The following is an 18,440-nucleotide window of genomic DNA, read 5'->3' as shown; positions in this document are numbered from 1 at the left end:
AAATTGCGTGAAAATTCGCAGCATTGATCTGATTTTTTTCAGTAAGGCCTCAAAATCTATTAACATAGTCTGTGCTTAAATTTTGATTTCATTATGAAAGGATCGGTCATGCAACGAGTGGCAATCAATGGCTTTGGTAGAATCGGGCGCAATGTGCTGCGGGCTTGGTTTGAAAATCCCAAAGACTTTCATTTTGAAATCGTCGCCATAAATGACATTGCCGATGTAGAAACCTTGGTTCATTTATTTAAATACGACAGTACCCATGGTCGTTTTAAAGGGCAGGTGGAAATTAGCCTTGAAAATGAACAGATTTTTTTGAATATTTCTGCAGGTTTGGCGCAATTAAAAGTTCAGGTGTTGAATCAGGCTCAACCTGCACAGTTGCCGTGGCAAGCTTTAAATGTAGATGTGGTATTGGAATGCACAGGGTTGTTTCGTTCCCGCGAGGCGGCAACGCAGCATATTACTGCGGGCGCCAAACGTGTGATTATTGGCGCTGCACCATTCGATACTGTAGATGCTGCGATTGTTTATGGTGTCAATCATCACGAAGTCAAAAATACTGACCAAATTATTTCCAGTGTGTCTTGCACCACGCAGGCTTTAGTACCACTGGTTAAAATTATTGATGATGCTTTCGGAATTGATACTGCATTAATGACTGAAATTCATGCAGTGACAGCCGATCAAACTGTATTGGATCAGGCGCATCGCGATTTACGTCGTGCGCGCGCATCAGGACAAAATATTATTCCGACAACTTCATCTGCCTTGGGTGCTTTAAAACAAGTCATGCCAAAAATGGAAGAGCGGATTGATGGTTATTCGATTCGTGTGCCAACCATTAATGTTGCAGCTATTGATTTAACTTTTATTTCGCAGTCACCAATTACGGTGCACAGATTGAATCAGGTGTTATGTGCTGCGGCTGTGCATGATTATGCCGAAATAATGCAAGTGACCGATGAGCCTTTGGTATCGAGTGACTTTAATCATTCACCTTATTCGTTAATTGTCGATTTAAGCCAAACCATGGTGGTAGGACATCAAGCCAAAGTTTTTGCCTGGTATGACAACGAGTGGGGTTATGCCAATCGGTTACTGGATTTATGTGAATCTTTTAGTCAGCGGGTAGAGTAAGCGCTACTTTTAAAGACATATACAAAGTCTAAAAAGCATGTAATAGTGTTGAATAACTTTATAATTCGTATTCACGGTTAATTCGCTAATTGATAAAACAAAGTTTGCATAGAAAATTTGAATAGAGTAGTAGCATGATGATTATTTTGTTGTGGGGATTTATTTTTTTGCTCGCACTTGCCGTCATTTTTCTGATTTGGTTGCAGTTTAAAAATCAGGCAGACAGTAGCAACGATATGCGGCATCAACAGCAAGTCGAGCAAAAAGTATTACATTTAGAAGAGCATCTGAAAAAGACTTTAGAAATTATGCAAGACTTGGCCAAAAAGATGCAGGTTCAGCAAGAAGCGCTGGATAAAACCGTGCAAAAAACAGCACAGCTTGAAATGCAAAACGCCGAGTTGGTCAGTTTATTGGCAAAGGCAGTTAAACCAAATCAGGACTTTTAAATGGTGGTTTTGAAAGATGTCGTGTATTCATGTTTTTTTACCGCATATTTCAGAAAAAGTCAGGTGCATGCGCAAAAGTATCATGCTAAACTAGGAGAAATCGGGTGTCCTCCCGATTTTTTTATGCGGATTCGTTCCGCGCAAACAAGAATTTAGGTTTACAACATGCCCATTTCAGAGACATGGTTATTACCTGATGGTGTAGCTGATGTATTACCAGAACAAGCGCAAGTGATTGAAAACTTGCGTCGTAAGTCACTGGATTTCCTCGCATCTCGAGGTTATCAGTTGGTGTACACGCCATTCATAGAATACATTGAATCTCTATCTTCTCTTTCAGAATCGAATCAAGATTTAGACCTTGCCACATTTAAAGTGATTGACCAACTTTCAGGTCGTTTGCTGGGTGTTCGTGCCGATATGACACCCCAAGTAGCGCGTATCGATGCACATGTACATCCTGTAGATGGTATTGCACGTTACTGCTATGCTGGTACGGTTTTACATACTAAACCACAAGGTTTTAATTCCACACGTGCACCATTGCAATTGGGTGCAGAGTTATTTGGTTCAGATAGCATTGATGCCGATGTAGAAATGGTTGATCTGATGATCAGCTTGCTCAAAGAAGCAGGTCTGGCAGAAGGTGTGCATTTAGACTTGGGTCATGTCGGTATGTTCCGGAGCTTGGTTAAACAAGCAGAATTAAGCAAAGCCACTGAACGTCAATTGTCAGATTTATATCAGCGTAAAGCATTGCCTGAACTTTCAGAATTTACCAGAGATTTAAACTTCGGTTCAGATTTTTATGCTTTAGGTCGCTATGCCAGCGATTTAAATGCTTTGCGGGCTCATTTAAGTGCTGAAGTGTTGGCAAATAGCGAATTTAATCAAGCATTTGAAGCCGTTAAAGCAACACAAGCTGAAATTCAGGCGCGTTGGCCAAATCTGCATATTGGTATAGATGTGGTTGAGCTGCGTTCTTATCACTATCACACTGGCTTAATGTACGCGGTATATGCACCAAATCGTGCTGCGCCATTGGCACAAGGCGGCCGTTATGATGGCATTGGTCAGCATTTCGGACGTGCGCGTCCTGCAACAGGTTTCTCTTGTGACTTGTTTGTATTAAGTGCAGGTCGTTTTGAATCATCTTCTGTTGTTGTTGCGCCTAAAGGCTCACAACCTGATTTAATCGCTGCTATTCAAAACACACGTGTACAAGGCTTTAGTGTAATTCAATTGTTGGGCAATGATGATTTAAACTCGGTTCCATACGCAACGCACCAATTGGTTCTTGCACATGGTGAGTGGACAGTCGAAAAAATTTAATCGCCAAGGCATGTTTCATGTTACAAGTCTTGGTTTTCAATTTTAACAGCATGATGTAATGAGGCTATTATGGGCAAGAATGTTGTGGTACTTGGTACCCAATGGGGCGACGAAGGTAAAGGTAAGATCGTCGACCTGCTCACCGATCAGGCGGCGGCAGTCGTTCGTTATCAAGGCGGACACAACGCAGGCCATACTCTCGTGGTTGGTGGTAAGAAAACTGTATTACACCTCATTCCATCAGGTATTTTACGTGAAAACGTACTGTGCTTAATTGGTAATGGTGTTGTACTTTCTCCTGAAGCACTCATTAAAGAAATGGGTATTTTGGAGCAAGAAGGCGTGCCAGTGAAAGAGCGTTTACGTATTTCACCAAACTGTCCGCTTATTTTGCCGAACCACATTGCACTTGACCAAGCACGTGAGAAAAAACGTGGTAATGCCAAAATTGGTACAACAGGTCGTGGTATTGGCCCAGCTTATGAAGACAAGGTTGCACGTCGTGCGATTCGTGTTGCTGACTTGGTTCGTGGCGGTGAAGCATTACGCGCTCAATTGACTGAATTATTGGACTATCACAACTTCCAATTGACACAATACTACGGTGTTGAAGCAGTTCAGTTAGATGAAGTTTTAGCGCTATGTGACCAATGGCGTGAAGTGATTGCACCATTAGTGGTTGATGTAACGACTGAAATTCATAATTACCGTAAAAACGGTGACAACATTATGTTTGAAGGTGCGCAAGGCTCATTGCTTGATGTTGACCACGGTACATACCCGTATGTGACTTCATCGAACACGACTGCGGGCGGTGTAAGCTCAGGTTCAGGCTTGGGTCCATTACATTTAGACTACGTTTTAGGTATTACCAAAGCTTATACCACACGTGTTGGTGCAGGCCCATTCCCAACAGAGTTGGTATACGACGCAGCAAATGACGTGGGTGATGCGATTGGTAAACACTTAGGTACTGTGGGTCATGAGTTCGGTGCCTCTACAGGTCGTCAGCGTCGTTGTGGTTGGTTTGATGCCGAAATTTTACGTCGTTCAGTCGATGTAAACTCACTTTCTGGTATTTGCTTGACCAAGTTAGATGTGTTGGATGGTTTAGAAGAAATCAAAATCTGTGTAGGTTATGAAAATGCCGATTCAGGTTGTGTAGGTTCTTCTGATGCGCTTGCATACGAAAATCTAAAGCCAATTTACGAAACTATGCCAGGTTGGTCTGAATCAACTGTGGGCGCGACCAGTGTAGAGCAATTGCCTGAAAATGCAGTGAACTACATCAAACGTCTTGAGCAGTTAATTGAATGTCCAATCGATATTATTTCTACAGGCCCAGACCGCGCAGAAACGATAGTATTGCGTCATCCATTTGATGCTTAAGTGGTTGTGCTTTGACATAACATACAAGTTCAGATGATGTACTCAGCCCTGTCTAAATGATGGGGCTTTTTATTGATGTTGTTTCAGTTTCAATAGCGACTCATTTGGTGAAAAATTGCAGATGATGCTGAGTGAGTTGTTTTTTCAAGACTAAAGTTGCAGATGACTGGCACTGTGCAGCGCTGGGTGGCTTGTTACAATGGCTTTAGAAAATTAAATTTAATAAAGGTTATGCAGGATGCATAAAAATATTACCAGTACGATTTTTTATTCTTTATTGTTCGCAATGGGCGGTGCACCGACCATTGCCATGATGCTGATTTTATCGCAAAAGCATGATCCGAATATTATGTATCAGGCATTTATGGGTTTGAGCGTTATTTTTGCCTGTATTTTGGTGCCGCTGATTCTGATTCAAAATGCGTACCTACTCTACAAACGCAAAAATCCAGAAATGGAAGAAAAAATAGAAGTAGTGTCTAAAATTTACTTGGGTTTAAATATCTTCTGTTTAGTGTTTTGGTTGTGTTATCAATTTCTTTACTAAGGCAGTGATTGATCGCTTAGACATACAATCTGTACACAGCTTAGGAGTTGTTTACATAAATGATATGATTATGAAGTGATTATTGATTTAAAGCCTTGAATTGATTTCATATAATTGATTGGTATGAAGATAGCTCGCAAGGCGGAGATTATTATAATGAACAAAAAACTGATGTTAAGTTTATGTGCCGCAGGCGCAATCACTTTTTCAGGCTGTACCACTGTGGCAGATATGGCTGGTGCAGATACTGCCACCTTAAATGCAACTGCATCTAAAAGTTATAACGAAATGGTACAAGATGCACGCAATAAAAATCAGTTAGACACGAGTTCAACCACGTATAAACGTATTAATACCGTGTTTCAGCGTTTGATTCCATATGCCAACCAAATGAACCAAACTGGGCAGCCTTTCCAATGGCAATTGGCGGTGCTTAAGTCTGATCAGGTAAACGCTTTTGTTGCACCTGGTGGTAAGGTTGTGTTCTATACAGGTATTGTCAACAAACTGAATTTGACCGATGCTGAAATTGCCGCAATTATGGGTCATGAAATGGTGCACGCACTAGAAGAGCACGCGAAAAGTAAAATTGGTGCGCAAGCTTTAACAAACTTGGCGCTGAATGTTGGTTTAAGTGCAGCGGGTAACAACGTAGGTCAGTTGGGTGCTGCTGCAGCACAATTAGGTACTCAAATTGGCATAGGCTTGCCTTATTCACGTAATTTGGAAGGTCGTGCCGATCAGGGCGGTTTAATGCTGATGGCGCGTGCAGGTTATAACCCGCAAGCTGCAATTACCCTTTGGGAGAAAATGAACAAGCTTGAAGGTGGTGGCGGTGCGTCATTCTTATCGACTCACCCATCGAACAGTCAGCGTATTGAAGCAATGCGTAAAAACTTGCCAGCAGCACAAGCGGTATATAACCAAAACCGTCGTTAAGATGACATCAGTCAGTTAGACAGATAAATAAAAGAAAGGATACGTATGGAAATGCGCATCCTTTTTTAATTTCATTTTAAAACAGGGTTTAAAAATAAAATTAAGGTGCCGGGTTGGGCTGCTGACGGTGAATCGCTTCAATGTCTTGTAAAATTTCATCAGATAAGTTGATCTCAAAAGCATCAATATTTTGTTTGAGTTGTGCCATATTGGTCGCGCCAATAATGGTACTGGTCACAAAAAATTGCTGCTTGATAAAGGCCAGCGCCAGTTGCGTCAAACTCAAGCCGTGTTGTGCTGCAAGTTGGGCATATTGTTCGGTCGCCCATTCGCTTTGTGGATTGCTGTAACGGCTAAAACGTGAATATAGCGTGACACGGGCATTGGCAGGGCGTGCACCATGACGGAATTTACCAGTTAAATAACCAAAAGCCAAAGGTGAGTAGGCGAGTAGTCCAATACCTTCATAATGGGCAATTTCAGACATGCCGATTTCGTAAGTGCGGTTCAGTAAGTTATAAGGATTTTGTACGCTGACAAATTTGCTTAATCCTAGCTGTTCTGCCAAGTGTAGAAACTTCATGGTGCCCCAGGGGGTTTCGTTTGACAGGCCAATATAGCGAATCCGTCCTTTTTGAATTTCTTGTTGCAACGCGGTTAAGGTTTCAGCAAGGTCGGTTACTTCTTGCGTATTTTGTGCTTCTTGGTTGCCATAACCGAGTTTGCCAAAAAAATTGGTCGGACGCTGCGGCCAGTGCAGTTGGTATAAGTCAATATAGTCGGTTTGAAGGCGTTTTAAGTTGCCATCTAGCGCAGATTGAATATCCTGTGCGTTAAAGCGAGTTTTGCCATCTCGAATATGACTGCCGCCTTGCGATGGGCCTGCAATTTTAGAGGCTAAAAATAATTTATCACGTCCGCCACGTTGCTGTAACCAATTACCAATGATAGTTTCAGTTGCACCTTGAGTTTCTATTTTGGGCGGTACGGGATACATTTCTGCGGTATCCCAAAAATACACGCCACGCTCTAAGGCATAATCCAGTTGCTCAAAGGCATCTGATTGCGTGTTTTGTTCACCAAAGGTCATGGTGCCCAAGCAGATTTCTGGAACTAAAATCCCCGTCTTTGCCAATGGTTTAAATTGCATATTGTCTCTCGCTCAAGATTATATGTATATATTGATGTTACAAGAGCTGAAACCATTTTGCGCCACTTGTGGCTGCGAAAATTGCTACTTCATTGTAGTGACAGCAATAATAGTATTTTGATAATTGTAAATGGTAAAAAGTTAACAGCTGGTAATAAAAAAGCAAATCCGAAGATTTGCTTTTTTTAATGAGCATATAGATGGTTTACTCGTCATCAAAGTTGCCATCAGTGGATTCATTTTGCTCCAATGAAGCATCAAAAATAAGAATGGCTTTACCATCAGTTTCAATCATGCCTTGCTCTTCAAGTGTTTTTAGAACACGCCCGACCATTTCACGTGAACAGCCGACAATACGACCAATTTCTTGGCGTGTAATACGAATTTGACGACCGTTTGGCAAAATCATGGCTTCTGGCTGCGCAGAAAGATCAATCAAGCAACGTGCAATACGACCAGACACATCTATAAAGGCAAGGTCAGTCACTTTACGTGTAGTATTTTTTAAACGACGTACCAGCTGTGCAAAAACGGCATAGCTTAAATCGGGATATTGTTTGCTGAGTTCGTGGAAATTTTCATAAGTAATTTCTGCGATTTCACAGACATCACGAGTACGAACCTCTGCAGTACGTTGCGGATTCGATTCAAACAGACCCATTTCCCCAAAAAAGTCGCCTGGATTCAAATATGCCACAACAATTTCGCGATCATCATCTTCGCGAAGAATAATTGATACTGAACCTTTTAGAATCAAATATAATGATTTTGATTCAGTCCCTGCATCAACAATAGTTGTCCGTTTTGGATAACGGTTGATGTATGCACGTTTTAATAATGCTTTGACTGATTCAGGCAGTTGTCCTGGGGACAATGCATCAGTACTCAGCTGTGAAAAGTTGGAAGTCATGCTAACGGTTCCGAAAATGGATAAATAATAGATCGCACAAGACCTAAGCTGAACTTGTCACACAGTAGAGATGAAATTCCTTATCAACTCAAGTTATGTTAGTGTACAAATACCCGTGTCAATTTATAGTTTTTTTTAGGTAGTTGCAATGCAAACAAGTGTTCAATGGTTAGAGAACGTTGCTTTTGAAGCCAAATCAGAAAGTGGTCATTCTGTAGTGATGGATGGATCCGCAGAATATGGCGGTGAAAACCGTGGTCCACGTCCTATGGAGTTAATCTTAATGGGACTTGGTGGTTGTGCTTCATTCGATATTGTGACTATTTTAAAGAAATCACGCCAAGAAGTGACGCATGTTGAATGTCAGTTAACAGCAGAACGTGCCGATAGCATCCCTGCAGTGTTCACCAAAATTCATTTGCATTTTGTGGTCAAAGGCAAGGCTGTCAAGGAAAAGCAGGTCGCGAAGGCGGTTGAACTTTCAGCAGAAAAATACTGTTCTGCCAGTAAAATGCTATCTGATGGTGGTGTTGAAATTAGCCATGATTTTGAAATTATTGAACAAGATTAAGCGTTGACTGATAGGTCATACAATGGTTGGTATATTTGCCAATCATTGTAACTAAATATTTCTATTTACATGAATAATAATCAAAAGCCTTTAATTTATTGATATACAAGTGTATGTCAATCATTCAACTCACTATAAAAAAATTACCAGACTAAACTTGAAATTTACTTTAATCAGTCTAATATTATAATTGAAATCTAACTGTTAATTTTTAATTAAGATTTTGAAAAATATATAAAAAATTTAATTGAAATTTACGCCTGCGTTCCCATATATCCATCAAGTACACAATTTGTTGTGAGGAATAACAAGAATGCGTTTTGAAAAGTTTACCAACCGCCTACAGCAAGCTTTATCCGATGCCCAATCTCTCGCGATAGGGAAAGATCATACTGCCATTGAAGGCATTCATTTATTGGCGACTTTGCTCGAAGAAGCCTCCAATGTAAGTTTATTACAACAAGCAGGCGCCAACCTACGTGATTTGCAAAGCAAATTACAGCAAGCGATTGCCGATGCACCGACTTTGGCCAATCCAACAGGCGATATCAACTTAAGTCCAGATGCGGTTAAAGCCTTGAATTTGGCTGACAGCTTTGCCCAAAAAGCAGGTGATGAGTTCTTGTCAACCGATTGGTTGATGCTGGGTTTGAGTGAAGTGGGCGCGACCAAAACACTACTGAACAGTGTAGGCGTGACCTCAGACAGTTTGCGTAGTGTAATTGACAAAATTAGAGGGGATGAAAAAGTCATGAGCAATAATCACGAAGATCAACGTGACTCACTCAATAAATATACCATCGACTTAACTGAACGTGCATTGGCAGGCAAGCTAGACCCTGTTATTGGTCGTGATGATGAAATTCGTCGTACCGTTCAGGTGTTGTCACGCCGTACCAAAAACAACCCAGTACTCATTGGTGAACCTGGTGTGGGTAAAACTGCGATTGTTGAAGGTTTGGCGCAGCGTATTGTGAATGGTGAAGTGCCAGAAAGTTTAAAAGGTAAACGTGTTTTATCTTTAGATTTGGGTTCATTGTTGGCAGGTGCGAAATATCGCGGTGAGTTTGAAGAACGTCTAAAAGCTGTCTTAAAAGACTTGGCGAAACAAGAAGGTGAAGTCATCTTATTTATTGATGAATTACACACACTTGTGGGTGCAGGTAAAGGCGACGGTGCCATGGATGCAGGCAATATGTTGAAACCTGCATTGGCGCGTGGCGAATTGCGCTGCGTCGGTGCCACTACTTTAGATGAGTATCGTCAATATATTGAAAAAGATGCGGCTTTAGAACGTCGTTTCCAAAAAGTATTGGTCGATGAGCCAAGTGTAGAAGACACCATTGCAATTTTACGAGGTCTGAAAGAACGCTATGAAGTACACCACGGGGTTAAAATTTTAGACTCTGCGATTATTGCCGCGGCTAAAATGTCGCACCGTTATATCACCGACCGTCAACTTCCCGACAAGGCAATTGACTTGGTGGATGAGGCAGCGTCACGGATTAAAATGGAGCTAGATTCTAAGCCTGAAGCCTTAGATAAATTAGAGCGCCGTTTAATTCAATTGAAACTGCAACTTGAAGCCGTGAAGAAAGATGAAGATGCAGGCAGCCGTGCCGAAGTTGCGCATCTGGAAAAACAAATTATTGAAGTTCAGAATGAATACAATGATTTGGAAGAAGTCTGGAAAGCGGAAAAAACCTTGGTTGAAGGTACTAAGCAAATACAGACTCAGTTAGATCAGGCACGTATGGCATTGCAAAAGGCGCAGCGTGAGAACGACTTGGCAGAAATGTCACGTTTGCAATACGGCGTGATTCCTGAGTTGGAAAAACAACTGGCACAAGATGAGTTGGTTGAAGAGAAAGAAGAACCAAAATTATTGCGTAACAAAGTTACGGACAATGAAATTGCTGAAGTCGTTAGTGCAGCAACGGGCATTCCTGTATCGAAAATGCTGCAGGGTGAGCGTGAAAAACTGCTACACATGGAAGATTTCTTGCATAACCGTGTGGTGGGACAAGACGAAGCTGTGGTAGCGGTATCGAATGCAGTACGTCGTTCACGCGCTGGTTTGTCTGATCCTAACCGTCCAAGTGGTTCGTTCCTGTTCCTTGGCCCAACAGGGGTAGGTAAAACAGAATTGACCAAAGCGTTGGCAAACTTCTTGTTTGACAGTGATGATGCCATGATTCGGATTGATATGTCTGAATTTATGGAAAAACACTCGGTTAGCCGTTTAGTTGGTGCGCCTCCGGGCTATGTTGGTTATGAAGAAGGTGGTGTGTTAACCGAAGCAGTGCGTCGTAAACCGTACAGTGTGGTGTTGTTTGATGAGGTGGAAAAAGCCCATCCGGACGTATTTAACATCTTATTGCAAGTGTTGGATGATGGTCGCCTGACCGATTCGCAAGGTCGCGTGGTGGACTTTAAAAACACTGTAATTGTGATGACTTCTAACTTGGGTTCTCACGATGTACGTGAACTAGGTGACAATCCAACACGTGAAGAAGTACGTGCCGTGGTCATGGCAGCAGTGTCGCAACATTTCCGCCCTGAATTTATTAACCGTATTGATGAATTGGTGGTGTTCCATTCATTGGAAAAAGCACAAATTCGTGGCATTGCCGATATTCAATTGGATCGTTTACGTGCACGATTAAGCGAACGCGATTTGCGCTTGTCGATAGACGATACTGCATTTGATCAATTGATTGAAGCAGGTTTTGACCCAGTCTACGGTGCGCGTCCATTGAAACGTGCGATTCAGCAACAAGTGGAAAACACGTTGGCGCAAAAAATCTTAGCAGGCGACTTTGTTGCAGGCGATACGATTTTAATTAAAGCTGAAAATGGTCATTTGCTGTTTGAAAAAATGAAACTCAGCTAATTGGCTATATGTTAGCAACTTTCAAGAAACCCAGCTTCGGCTGGGTTTTTTATGACTGACAATTCAGGTCACATTAGTAAAATTTTTGGTCAAAAGTGACAGCTATTTTAAATATTTTGTGATAAATATTTTATTTAAGTGATTTATTTGCAAAACAATTATCTTTTTTAAAGAAGATTAATTATAATTTTTTTATCAATAAAAATAGATAAATTCTGAGCAGAATCTATGTCAAAAATAGTATGGGGTGGAATGGGGGTTGCAGTGTTAGCAGGAGCTGCCGCTGCGGGAAATTTATATGCAGATAAGAGCCTGCGTGAGCATTATCAACAAAATTCAAATCCTGCACCTAATATTAGCTTGCAATATACAGACTACCACATGGCGACTTTGACAGGTACTGCCAAATGGAAAATGACCATTATTTCAGACCCGTGTAATGCTAAAGAAAAATTGGTGTTTCACGGACAAGATCAAATTCAGCGGACATGGAAAGGTTACCAAATTGATTCTAAAATGAATTTGGAACAAGGGCAGGGCCAATTTTCCGAGTTATTTCAGCAGCCTTTAAATATGACAACACAAGTAAATTGGTTGGGCGTGTCGACCACAAAATTGAGCATACCTGCCATAGAGAAAAAAGAAGCAGGACTTGAAGCTAAATTTTCGCCTATGCAGATTGAGTTTCAGGCGAAACAAAGTCAAGGGCATCAGAAAATTGTAAATATGAGTTTTGATGTGCCTCAATTGACGGTGCGGGATCAATTTGGACATCTTCAAGTAAAAGGTATGCAGTTTAAAACCAATCAGGCTTTGAATGCACAGTCTTTAGAGCCGGGCTATTTTCAATTCAGTATTGCAGAAATGCAGCGTCAAGACCCAAAAGCAGTGGGTTCAGGCAAAATGAAGGACTTCAGTTGGCGTATGGATACTCAACTGCATGAGCGTACGGTTGATATTCATTCAAAATTTAAAATTGCCGAGTTAGGTTTAAATAATGTGCCTGCCATGCAAGATTTGCAGTTCAATTGGGATGTTAAAGATTTGCAACGCACAAAAATGCAGACCTTTTTTGATATTATTCAAAAACAAAGCAATTCCTGCTTAGAAGCAGAAAACTTTAAGAAAGAAGTTCAACAAGCCTTGTTGGCTGTGATTAATGAGGGCTTTCAGTTCGAATCCAAGAAGAATCAGTTGAAATTAGGCACAGGCAGTATTCGGGCAGATTTGGTTGGTAAAGTGATGCCAGGGCATCAAACCACTGTAGAAGGCTTAGCGAAAATGTTCCCAAGTTTATTGGAAATGCAAACCGATGTGAGTTTTAACAAGCAAGTGGTCAAAACCATTATGAATAATTATATGAATGCTGCAGGTAAAAGCATGTCTGATCAAGAGTTGGAACAGATACTCAGTGCGATGCAAGGCAATCAGCAAATTCAACGTGATGGTGATGAATTTAAACTGTCGATGCATTATCAATATGGTGAAAAGAAGTTTTTAACTGGTCAATAATCTAGATACTGATCTACGATAAAACAAAGCCTGTTCAAATGAACAGGCTTTGTTGTATTGCCATATCGTTTATTTAAACAGGCGGGTGCTGAATTTTCCAAGCACGGTGGATTTTGGTATTGCGTTTGAAATCTTGCCCAATGGTTTCATGGCTAATTTCCTGCACATCAAACATGGCTTCAATTTCTTCATCCATTTCAAAACCACGGTAGTTGTTGGAGAAGTACAGCGTACCGCTTGTGGTTAAGCGGTTCATGGCACGTTTAATTAAAGAAACGTGGTCGCGTTGTACGTCAAACGTTCCGTAGAATTTTTTAGAGTTAGAGAAAGTTGGTGGGTCAATAAAGATCAGATCATATTGTTCATGACCTTCTTTGAGCCATTCAAAACAATCGCTGGCAAAGAATTGATGTTGCTCATCGGCATGGTCTACCGTTAAACCATTCAATACAAAGTTTTCTTTAGACCAGTTTAAATAAGTATTAGACAAATCGACACTGGTGGTGCTTGCTGCACCGCCAAGCGCGGCATGTAAACTTGCAGTCGAGGTATAACTGTATAAATTCAGGAAGTGCTTGCCACGGGCTTCTTTGGCAATGCGTAAACGCATTTGACGATGGTCAAGGAATAAGCCTGTATCAAGGTAGTCGGTGAGGTTGACCAAAATTTTAGCCTGACCTTCCTGCACAATAAAACGCTTCGAGGCTGTACTTTGTTTGGTGTACTGGTTTTTACCTTCTTGACGGGCTCGGGTTTTAATAAATACCGCATCGCGCCCTAAACCTGTAACGGCGCGAATGGCTTGTAAGGCAAGGTTAAAACGCTTTTTGGCTTTTTCAGGGTCAATTTTTTTCGGTGGTGCATATTCCTGCACGTGCAAACGGTCGCCGTATAAATCGACTGCGACATTAAAGTCAGGTAAGTCGGCATCGTATAAACGCAGACAATGCACATTTTCTTTCACGGCCCATTTTTTCAGACTTTGCATATTTTTTTGCAAACGGTTGGTGAAGTCTTCTGCACCTTCAATGGGTTCAAATTGTTGCGGTTGCCAATCTGCCAAGAATGGACGTGCGACTGCTGCAGGTTTGATCGTACCAAAACGGACATAAATTGGTAGTTTACCGTTCATCAAACGTAAAATTTGTGGGTCATTGAAAGCCAACACATCGGCTTGTTCAACTTGGGCTGCAATGACGGCTGCTTTTTGATTTGGGAAATGCTTTTGCAAGAGTGCAGACAGACCCAAATATAAGGCACGGTTTGAGGCTTTATCACCTAAACGCTCACCATAAGGCGGGTTGGTTACAATAAAGGCTTTTTTGCCTTCGGCTTGAAAGTCGGGCCAGTCAGCCAAAGTACGTTCTTCAATTTGAATCTGATCGAGCAGACTTTCAAAGCCTGCCGCAATAATATTTTGCTTGGTGGCTTTGACTGCTTCCCAGTCAGCATCGAAAGCATAAAGTTTTGGCAAGGGTTGTTGTAATGCAGTTTGATGGCGTTCTGCCGCTTCTGCTTTAATACTCATCCATAATTCATGGTCATGACCTTGCCAACCATTAAAACCAAAACGACGTACTAGACCTGGCGCACGGTCAGTCAGCATCATTAATGCTTCAATAATAAAAGTACCCGAACCACACATTGGGTCTAGAATAATGTCGGGTTGAATTTGTTGTAATTGACCTTTTTGCAGAATAGCTGCGGCAAGGTTTTCTTTAATTGGAGCATCGGTCATAAAACGACGATAGCCGCGCTTATGCAATGAATCGCCCGATAAATCAAGGCAGTATGTATGTTCTTTTTTGCCTGCCAACACGTATAAGGTAATTTCTGGCTGTTTGATGTCGATGCTTGGACGTTTGCCCACTGCATCCATAAATGAATCGACCACACCATCTTTAACGCGCAAGGTCGCAAACTGGCTATTTACTTTGATGTCACGTTCAATGTGTAAACGCACTGCAAATGTACTTTGTGGGGCAAAAATGAGTGACCAGTCAAAGCTAAGCGCACCTTCATAAAGCTCTTCGGCTACATCGCGCGCGTCGTGACTGAATTCAATTTCGTGTGTGTGAATTGGCGTAAGGACACGTGAGGCTAAACGTGACCACATGCAGACACGATAGGCATTTTCGAGTGTGCCTTTGAAAATTAAACGACCCGGTAAACGTTCGATATTTTGAATACCTAAACCTTGCATTTCTTCTTGCAATAAGGTTTCAAGTCCATCTGCACAGGTGACCCAATATGTAGAAAGACGGGGTTTCGAATTCATGAAAATTTCCAAAAGCAATTCAGCAATCGGCTATTTTACCGTATTTTGTGCTAGAAAACTTAGTGATTTAGCGTGAATCGTGCAGAATTTTAAAGGTCTTGGTTTGAAGAGTTTCAGGGCATTTTTTACTATTTTTTCTAAAAATGCAGTGAGGATGCAATGACATCCCATAAAATTTTGAGTGATTGTATTGCGCAAGAATAAAAACCTGAATATTCACATGATTGGTATGTATTTTGCTCATACATTGTTGTGATGGTGAACATTTTGCAGATGAGCATCAAACACTGCAAAACAACAATGAAGCGATAAGGGGAATATTTAAATGACCACGGCTACTTTAAACACGGCACAGGCTTTAGCGGCAAATAACGAGATTTTTTCAGTTGCAACTTTAATTTATACGCGATTAAGACGGGTCAGTGGACGTGTGATTGATGTCATGTATCTGGTGGAAAATTCTGACTATGCACGTGCAGTGCTGCAATTAGCGCTCGCTACACACGATGAGGAATTGTGCCGTTATGCGCTGCGCTTAAACAGTATATTGGCTAACTTAATGGATGCTGATGCAGAAATAACGTCGCCGCAGACTGAAGTGCAGCAATTAGATGCAGTAGAAAATATAGATGACTTGACTGAACCGACAGCTGAAGAAATTTATCGGGCGCAGGTGTCGCATCATTATATAGGGGCATTGCGTTAAACGGGGAATAGTACAGACTTTGCCTACATAGCCTGAAGGTTGCGTAGGCTGTTGTAGGCGAAGATTGACCCACCAGATGTTCATCAAGCTCATATCAAGATGATTGGCTAGCAGAGCAGTTAAATATAAATGCCATCCTTTCACATCGCTTTGTAGAGTATTAAGCATGAAAGAAAGTGTAGATGAGTCTGCATGACTTAATTTTTAAAATCATAAGTTTCTTTTGACTAAATCACGCCAAGTTACACTGCTTTGCCAAATCAATTTCTGTATAATGCGTTAACTTAACGTATAAGGAATCTCTCATGCATTTGGCGGCATTGCATACTCCGAGCCAGATTCAATTGAATAAAGATGGGCATTTAAAACACTTTTTAACCATCGAAGGTCTTTCCAAAGAAACCCTCACCCAAATTCTGGACACAGCACAGTCCTTTTTCAATGAACAAAACCAACTGATCACCAATAATTTGCTCGAAGGGCGCACGGTGATGAATTTGTTCTTCGAAAACTCTACTCGTACCCGCACCACATTTGAAGCCGCAGCCAAGCGTCTTTCTGCCAATGTACTCAATATTGATATTGCCCGTTCAAGTACCTCTAAAGGTGAAACTTTGCGTGACACTTTGTGGAACTTAGAGGCGATGGCTGCTGACATTTTTGTGGTGCGTCATTCATCTTCAGGTGCAGCACATTTTATTGCTAAAACGGTTTGCCCAAAGGTTGCCATTATTAATGCGGGTGATGGCCGTCATGCACATCCAACGCAAGCGATGTTGGATATGCTGACCATTCGCCGTGAAACCCAACGACCTTATGAAGAATTAAGTGTTGCGATTATTGGTGATATCAAACATTCACGCGTGGCGCGTTCCGATGTGGCTGCCTTGCAAACACTGGGCTGTAAAGACATTCGCGTGATTGCACCGAACACTTTGTTGCCCTACGGTTTTGATGAATATGGCGCAGGCGTGCGTTTATTTAACAAAATGGAAGAAGGCATTAAAGATTGCGACGTGATTATCACCCTGCGTATTCAAAATGAACGTATTGATTCGCCAGCACTTGCCTCACAAGCCGAATTCTACAAAATGTACGGTTTAAACAAAGAGCGTTTGGCGCTTGCAAAACCAAACTGTATTGTGATGCATCCTGGTCCAATGAACCGTGGTGTCGAAATTGATTCAAGCATTGCCGATGGGCCTCAATCGGTGATTTTAAATCAAGTAACCAACGGTATTGCGGTACGTATGGCGGTATTGGCCTTGGCGATGCAAGGTCAATTGCAAGAACAAGGTTTGATTGACGCGATTGCGGTATAAGGAAAAAGTCATGGCGATTGTAAAAATTGAAAATGTACGTGTGCTTGACCCAATCCAGCAAATTGACCGCGTACAAACGGTATATCTTGAAAATGGCAAGTTGGTTGCAGAAAGTGCAGATATTAGCGAAAGCATAGATGCCCAAGGTCAATGGCTCATGCCAACTATGGTCGATTTATGCGCACGTTTACGTGAACCTGGTCAGCAACAACATGGCACGCTCAAATCTGAAGGCAAGGCCGCACGTGAAAACGGAATTCTGCACTTATTTACGCCACCCGATTCTAAACCAATCGTGCAAGACAACGGTGCACTCATTCATGGTTTGGTCGAAAAAGCCATGTTGGATGGTGGCATTTATTTAGAAGTGATTGGTGCACAAACTCAAGGTTTAAACGGCAAGCAGCCTGCCAATATGGCGGGACTGAAAAAAGGCGGCTGTAGTGCAGTGTCCAATGCCAATGCACCTTTTGAAGATGATGATGTGGTAATTAGGACTTTGGAGTATGCAGCGGGTTTAGACATGACTGTGGTGTTCTATGCTGAAGAACCACAAATTGCCAAAGATGGCTGTGTGCATGAAGGTTTTATTGCTTCGCGTCAAGGCTTACCCATGATTCCGACTTTGGCTGAAACCGTGGCGATTGCCAAGTATTTGCTGATGATTGAAGCCACAGGTGTACGTGCGCATTTTGGTTTATTGTCTTGTGGTGCCTCAGTTGAGTTAATTCAACAAGCCAAAGCTAAAGGTCTGCCTGTTACTTGTGATGTTGCGATGCATCAACTGCATTTAACCGATCAAATTATAGATGGTTTTAACTCGTTAGCGCATGTACGTCCGCCACTGCGCTCTGAAGAAGACAAAGCTTTGCTACGTCAAGGTGTAAAAGATGGCGTGATTGATGCGATTTGTACTCATCACGAGCCTTTAAACAGTTCTGCAAAAATGGCACCATTTGCGGATACTTTATCAGGTTTTACTGCATTTGATACTTATATTCCATTTGGGATTCAACTGATTCAGGAAGGTCTGCTCAGTCCATTGGAATGGGTAGAAAAAGTGACCCTTGCACCTGCACGTGTAGCAAAAATGCAAAGTCGTTGGGAACAGGAAGCGGGTTGGGTCTTGGTTGATCCAGAAGTGGAATGGACGCTCAACAAAGAAACGATTGTGTCACAGGGCAAAAATACGCCTTTAATCAATCAAGTGGTGAAAGGCAAAGCAGTACGCGTCTTTACTGCTTAATTTGCTCTGAATGATATTTTATTTTCAAGTTTAAATAAAAGTCAGCTTCGGCT

The 18,440-nt window shown here is 41.7% G+C and carries 15 protein-coding genes; 12 read left to right on the top strand and 3 right to left on the bottom strand.

Features of this window, described 5'->3' with window-relative positions:
• The first annotated feature begins 108 nt into the window (after positions 1-108).
• The 6 genes from BJN41_RS14435 to BJN41_RS14410 all read left to right on the top strand — a co-directional run bounded on the left by BJN41_RS14435 (position 109) and on the right by BJN41_RS14410 (position 5,799).
• The gene (locus BJN41_RS14435) at positions 109-1,143 is read left to right on the top strand and encodes a type I glyceraldehyde-3-phosphate dehydrogenase (protein ID WP_019837625.1); all 1,035 of its coding nucleotides are present in this window, start codon (positions 109-111) and stop codon (positions 1,141-1,143) included.
• 134 nt (positions 1,144-1,277) lie between these two features.
• A complete protein-coding gene (locus tag BJN41_RS14430; protein WP_019837624.1) occupies positions 1,278-1,592 on the top strand; it encodes a hypothetical protein in 315 nt (104 codons plus the stop codon).
• Between the two features lie 165 nt (positions 1,593-1,757).
• Positions 1,758-2,924 carry an ATP phosphoribosyltransferase regulatory subunit gene (locus BJN41_RS14425; RefSeq protein ID WP_019837623.1) on the top strand — a complete coding sequence of 389 codons (1,167 nt, stop codon included), beginning with the start codon at positions 1,758-1,760 and terminating at the stop codon, positions 2,922-2,924.
• A gap of 69 nt (positions 2,925-2,993) precedes the next feature.
• On the top strand, positions 2,994-4,313 hold the full coding sequence (locus BJN41_RS14420) for an adenylosuccinate synthase (RefSeq protein WP_019837622.1): 1,320 nt from the start codon (positions 2,994-2,996) through the stop codon (positions 4,311-4,313).
• 238 nt (positions 4,314-4,551) lie between these two features.
• Positions 4,552-4,860 carry a hypothetical protein gene (locus BJN41_RS14415; protein ID WP_019837621.1) on the top strand — a complete coding sequence of 103 codons (309 nt, stop codon included), beginning with the start codon at positions 4,552-4,554 and terminating at the stop codon, positions 4,858-4,860.
• Positions 4,861-5,016: 156 nt separating this feature from the next.
• Positions 5,017-5,799, top strand: a complete 783-nt coding sequence (locus BJN41_RS14410; RefSeq protein ID WP_070156047.1) for a M48 family metallopeptidase — start codon at positions 5,017-5,019, stop codon at positions 5,797-5,799.
• 100 nt (positions 5,800-5,899) lie between these two features.
• Here the strand turns inward: BJN41_RS14410 and BJN41_RS14405 are convergent, their stop codons facing one another.
• Both BJN41_RS14405 and crp read right to left on the bottom strand, forming a co-directional pair.
• Positions 5,900-6,949 (bottom strand): NADP(H)-dependent aldo-keto reductase, encoded by a 1,050-nt coding sequence (locus BJN41_RS14405; RefSeq protein ID WP_070156045.1) that lies wholly within the window; start codon positions 6,947-6,949, stop codon positions 5,900-5,902.
• A gap of 205 nt (positions 6,950-7,154) precedes the next feature.
• The gene (gene crp, locus BJN41_RS14400) at positions 7,155-7,859 is read right to left on the bottom strand and encodes a cAMP-activated global transcriptional regulator CRP (RefSeq protein WP_070156043.1); all 705 of its coding nucleotides are present in this window, start codon (positions 7,857-7,859) and stop codon (positions 7,155-7,157) included.
• A gap of 148 nt (positions 7,860-8,007) precedes the next feature.
• On the opposite strand from crp, the gene BJN41_RS14395 reads away from it, so the two are divergent.
• The 3 genes from BJN41_RS14395 (at position 8,008) to BJN41_RS14385 (ending at position 12,835) form a co-directional block, all read left to right on the top strand.
• Complete coding sequence (locus BJN41_RS14395; RefSeq protein ID WP_070156041.1) at positions 8,008-8,430, top strand: OsmC family protein; 423 nt, start codon at positions 8,008-8,010, stop codon at positions 8,428-8,430.
• Between the two features lie 313 nt (positions 8,431-8,743).
• Positions 8,744-11,323: an ATP-dependent chaperone ClpB gene (gene clpB / locus BJN41_RS14390; RefSeq protein ID WP_070156039.1), complete on the top strand. Its 2,580-nt coding sequence runs from the start codon at positions 8,744-8,746 to the stop codon at positions 11,321-11,323.
• A gap of 228 nt (positions 11,324-11,551) precedes the next feature.
• Complete coding sequence (locus tag BJN41_RS14385; RefSeq protein WP_070156037.1) at positions 11,552-12,835, top strand: DUF945 family protein; 1,284 nt, start codon at positions 11,552-11,554, stop codon at positions 12,833-12,835.
• Positions 12,836-12,908: 73 nt separating this feature from the next.
• On the opposite strand, the gene rlmKL is transcribed toward BJN41_RS14385, so the two are convergent.
• Positions 12,909-15,113, bottom strand: coding sequence for a bifunctional 23S rRNA (guanine(2069)-N(7))-methyltransferase RlmK/23S rRNA (guanine(2445)-N(2))-methyltransferase RlmL (gene rlmKL, locus BJN41_RS14380; protein WP_070156035.1), 2,205 nt, complete (start codon positions 15,111-15,113; stop codon positions 12,909-12,911).
• A gap of 325 nt (positions 15,114-15,438) precedes the next feature.
• On the opposite strand from rlmKL, the gene BJN41_RS14375 reads away from it, so the two are divergent.
• The 3 genes from BJN41_RS14375 (at position 15,439) to BJN41_RS14365 (ending at position 18,387) form a co-directional block, all read left to right on the top strand.
• Positions 15,439-15,819: a hypothetical protein gene (locus tag BJN41_RS14375; protein WP_070156033.1), complete on the top strand. Its 381-nt coding sequence runs from the start codon at positions 15,439-15,441 to the stop codon at positions 15,817-15,819.
• A gap of 305 nt (positions 15,820-16,124) precedes the next feature.
• Positions 16,125-17,141, top strand: a complete 1,017-nt coding sequence (locus tag BJN41_RS14370; RefSeq protein ID WP_004971550.1) for an aspartate carbamoyltransferase catalytic subunit — start codon at positions 16,125-16,127, stop codon at positions 17,139-17,141.
• Between the two features lie 10 nt (positions 17,142-17,151).
• On the top strand, positions 17,152-18,387 hold the full coding sequence (locus BJN41_RS14365) for a dihydroorotase (protein WP_070156031.1): 1,236 nt from the start codon (positions 17,152-17,154) through the stop codon (positions 18,385-18,387).
• Positions 18,388-18,440 lie beyond the last annotated feature (53 nt).

It is taken from the genome of Acinetobacter towneri, from assembly GCF_001758345.1.
GTDB classification, from domain to species: domain Bacteria; phylum Pseudomonadota; class Gammaproteobacteria; order Pseudomonadales; family Moraxellaceae; genus Acinetobacter; species Acinetobacter towneri_A.
This window is presented reverse-complemented; position numbering and strand designations above follow the sequence as displayed.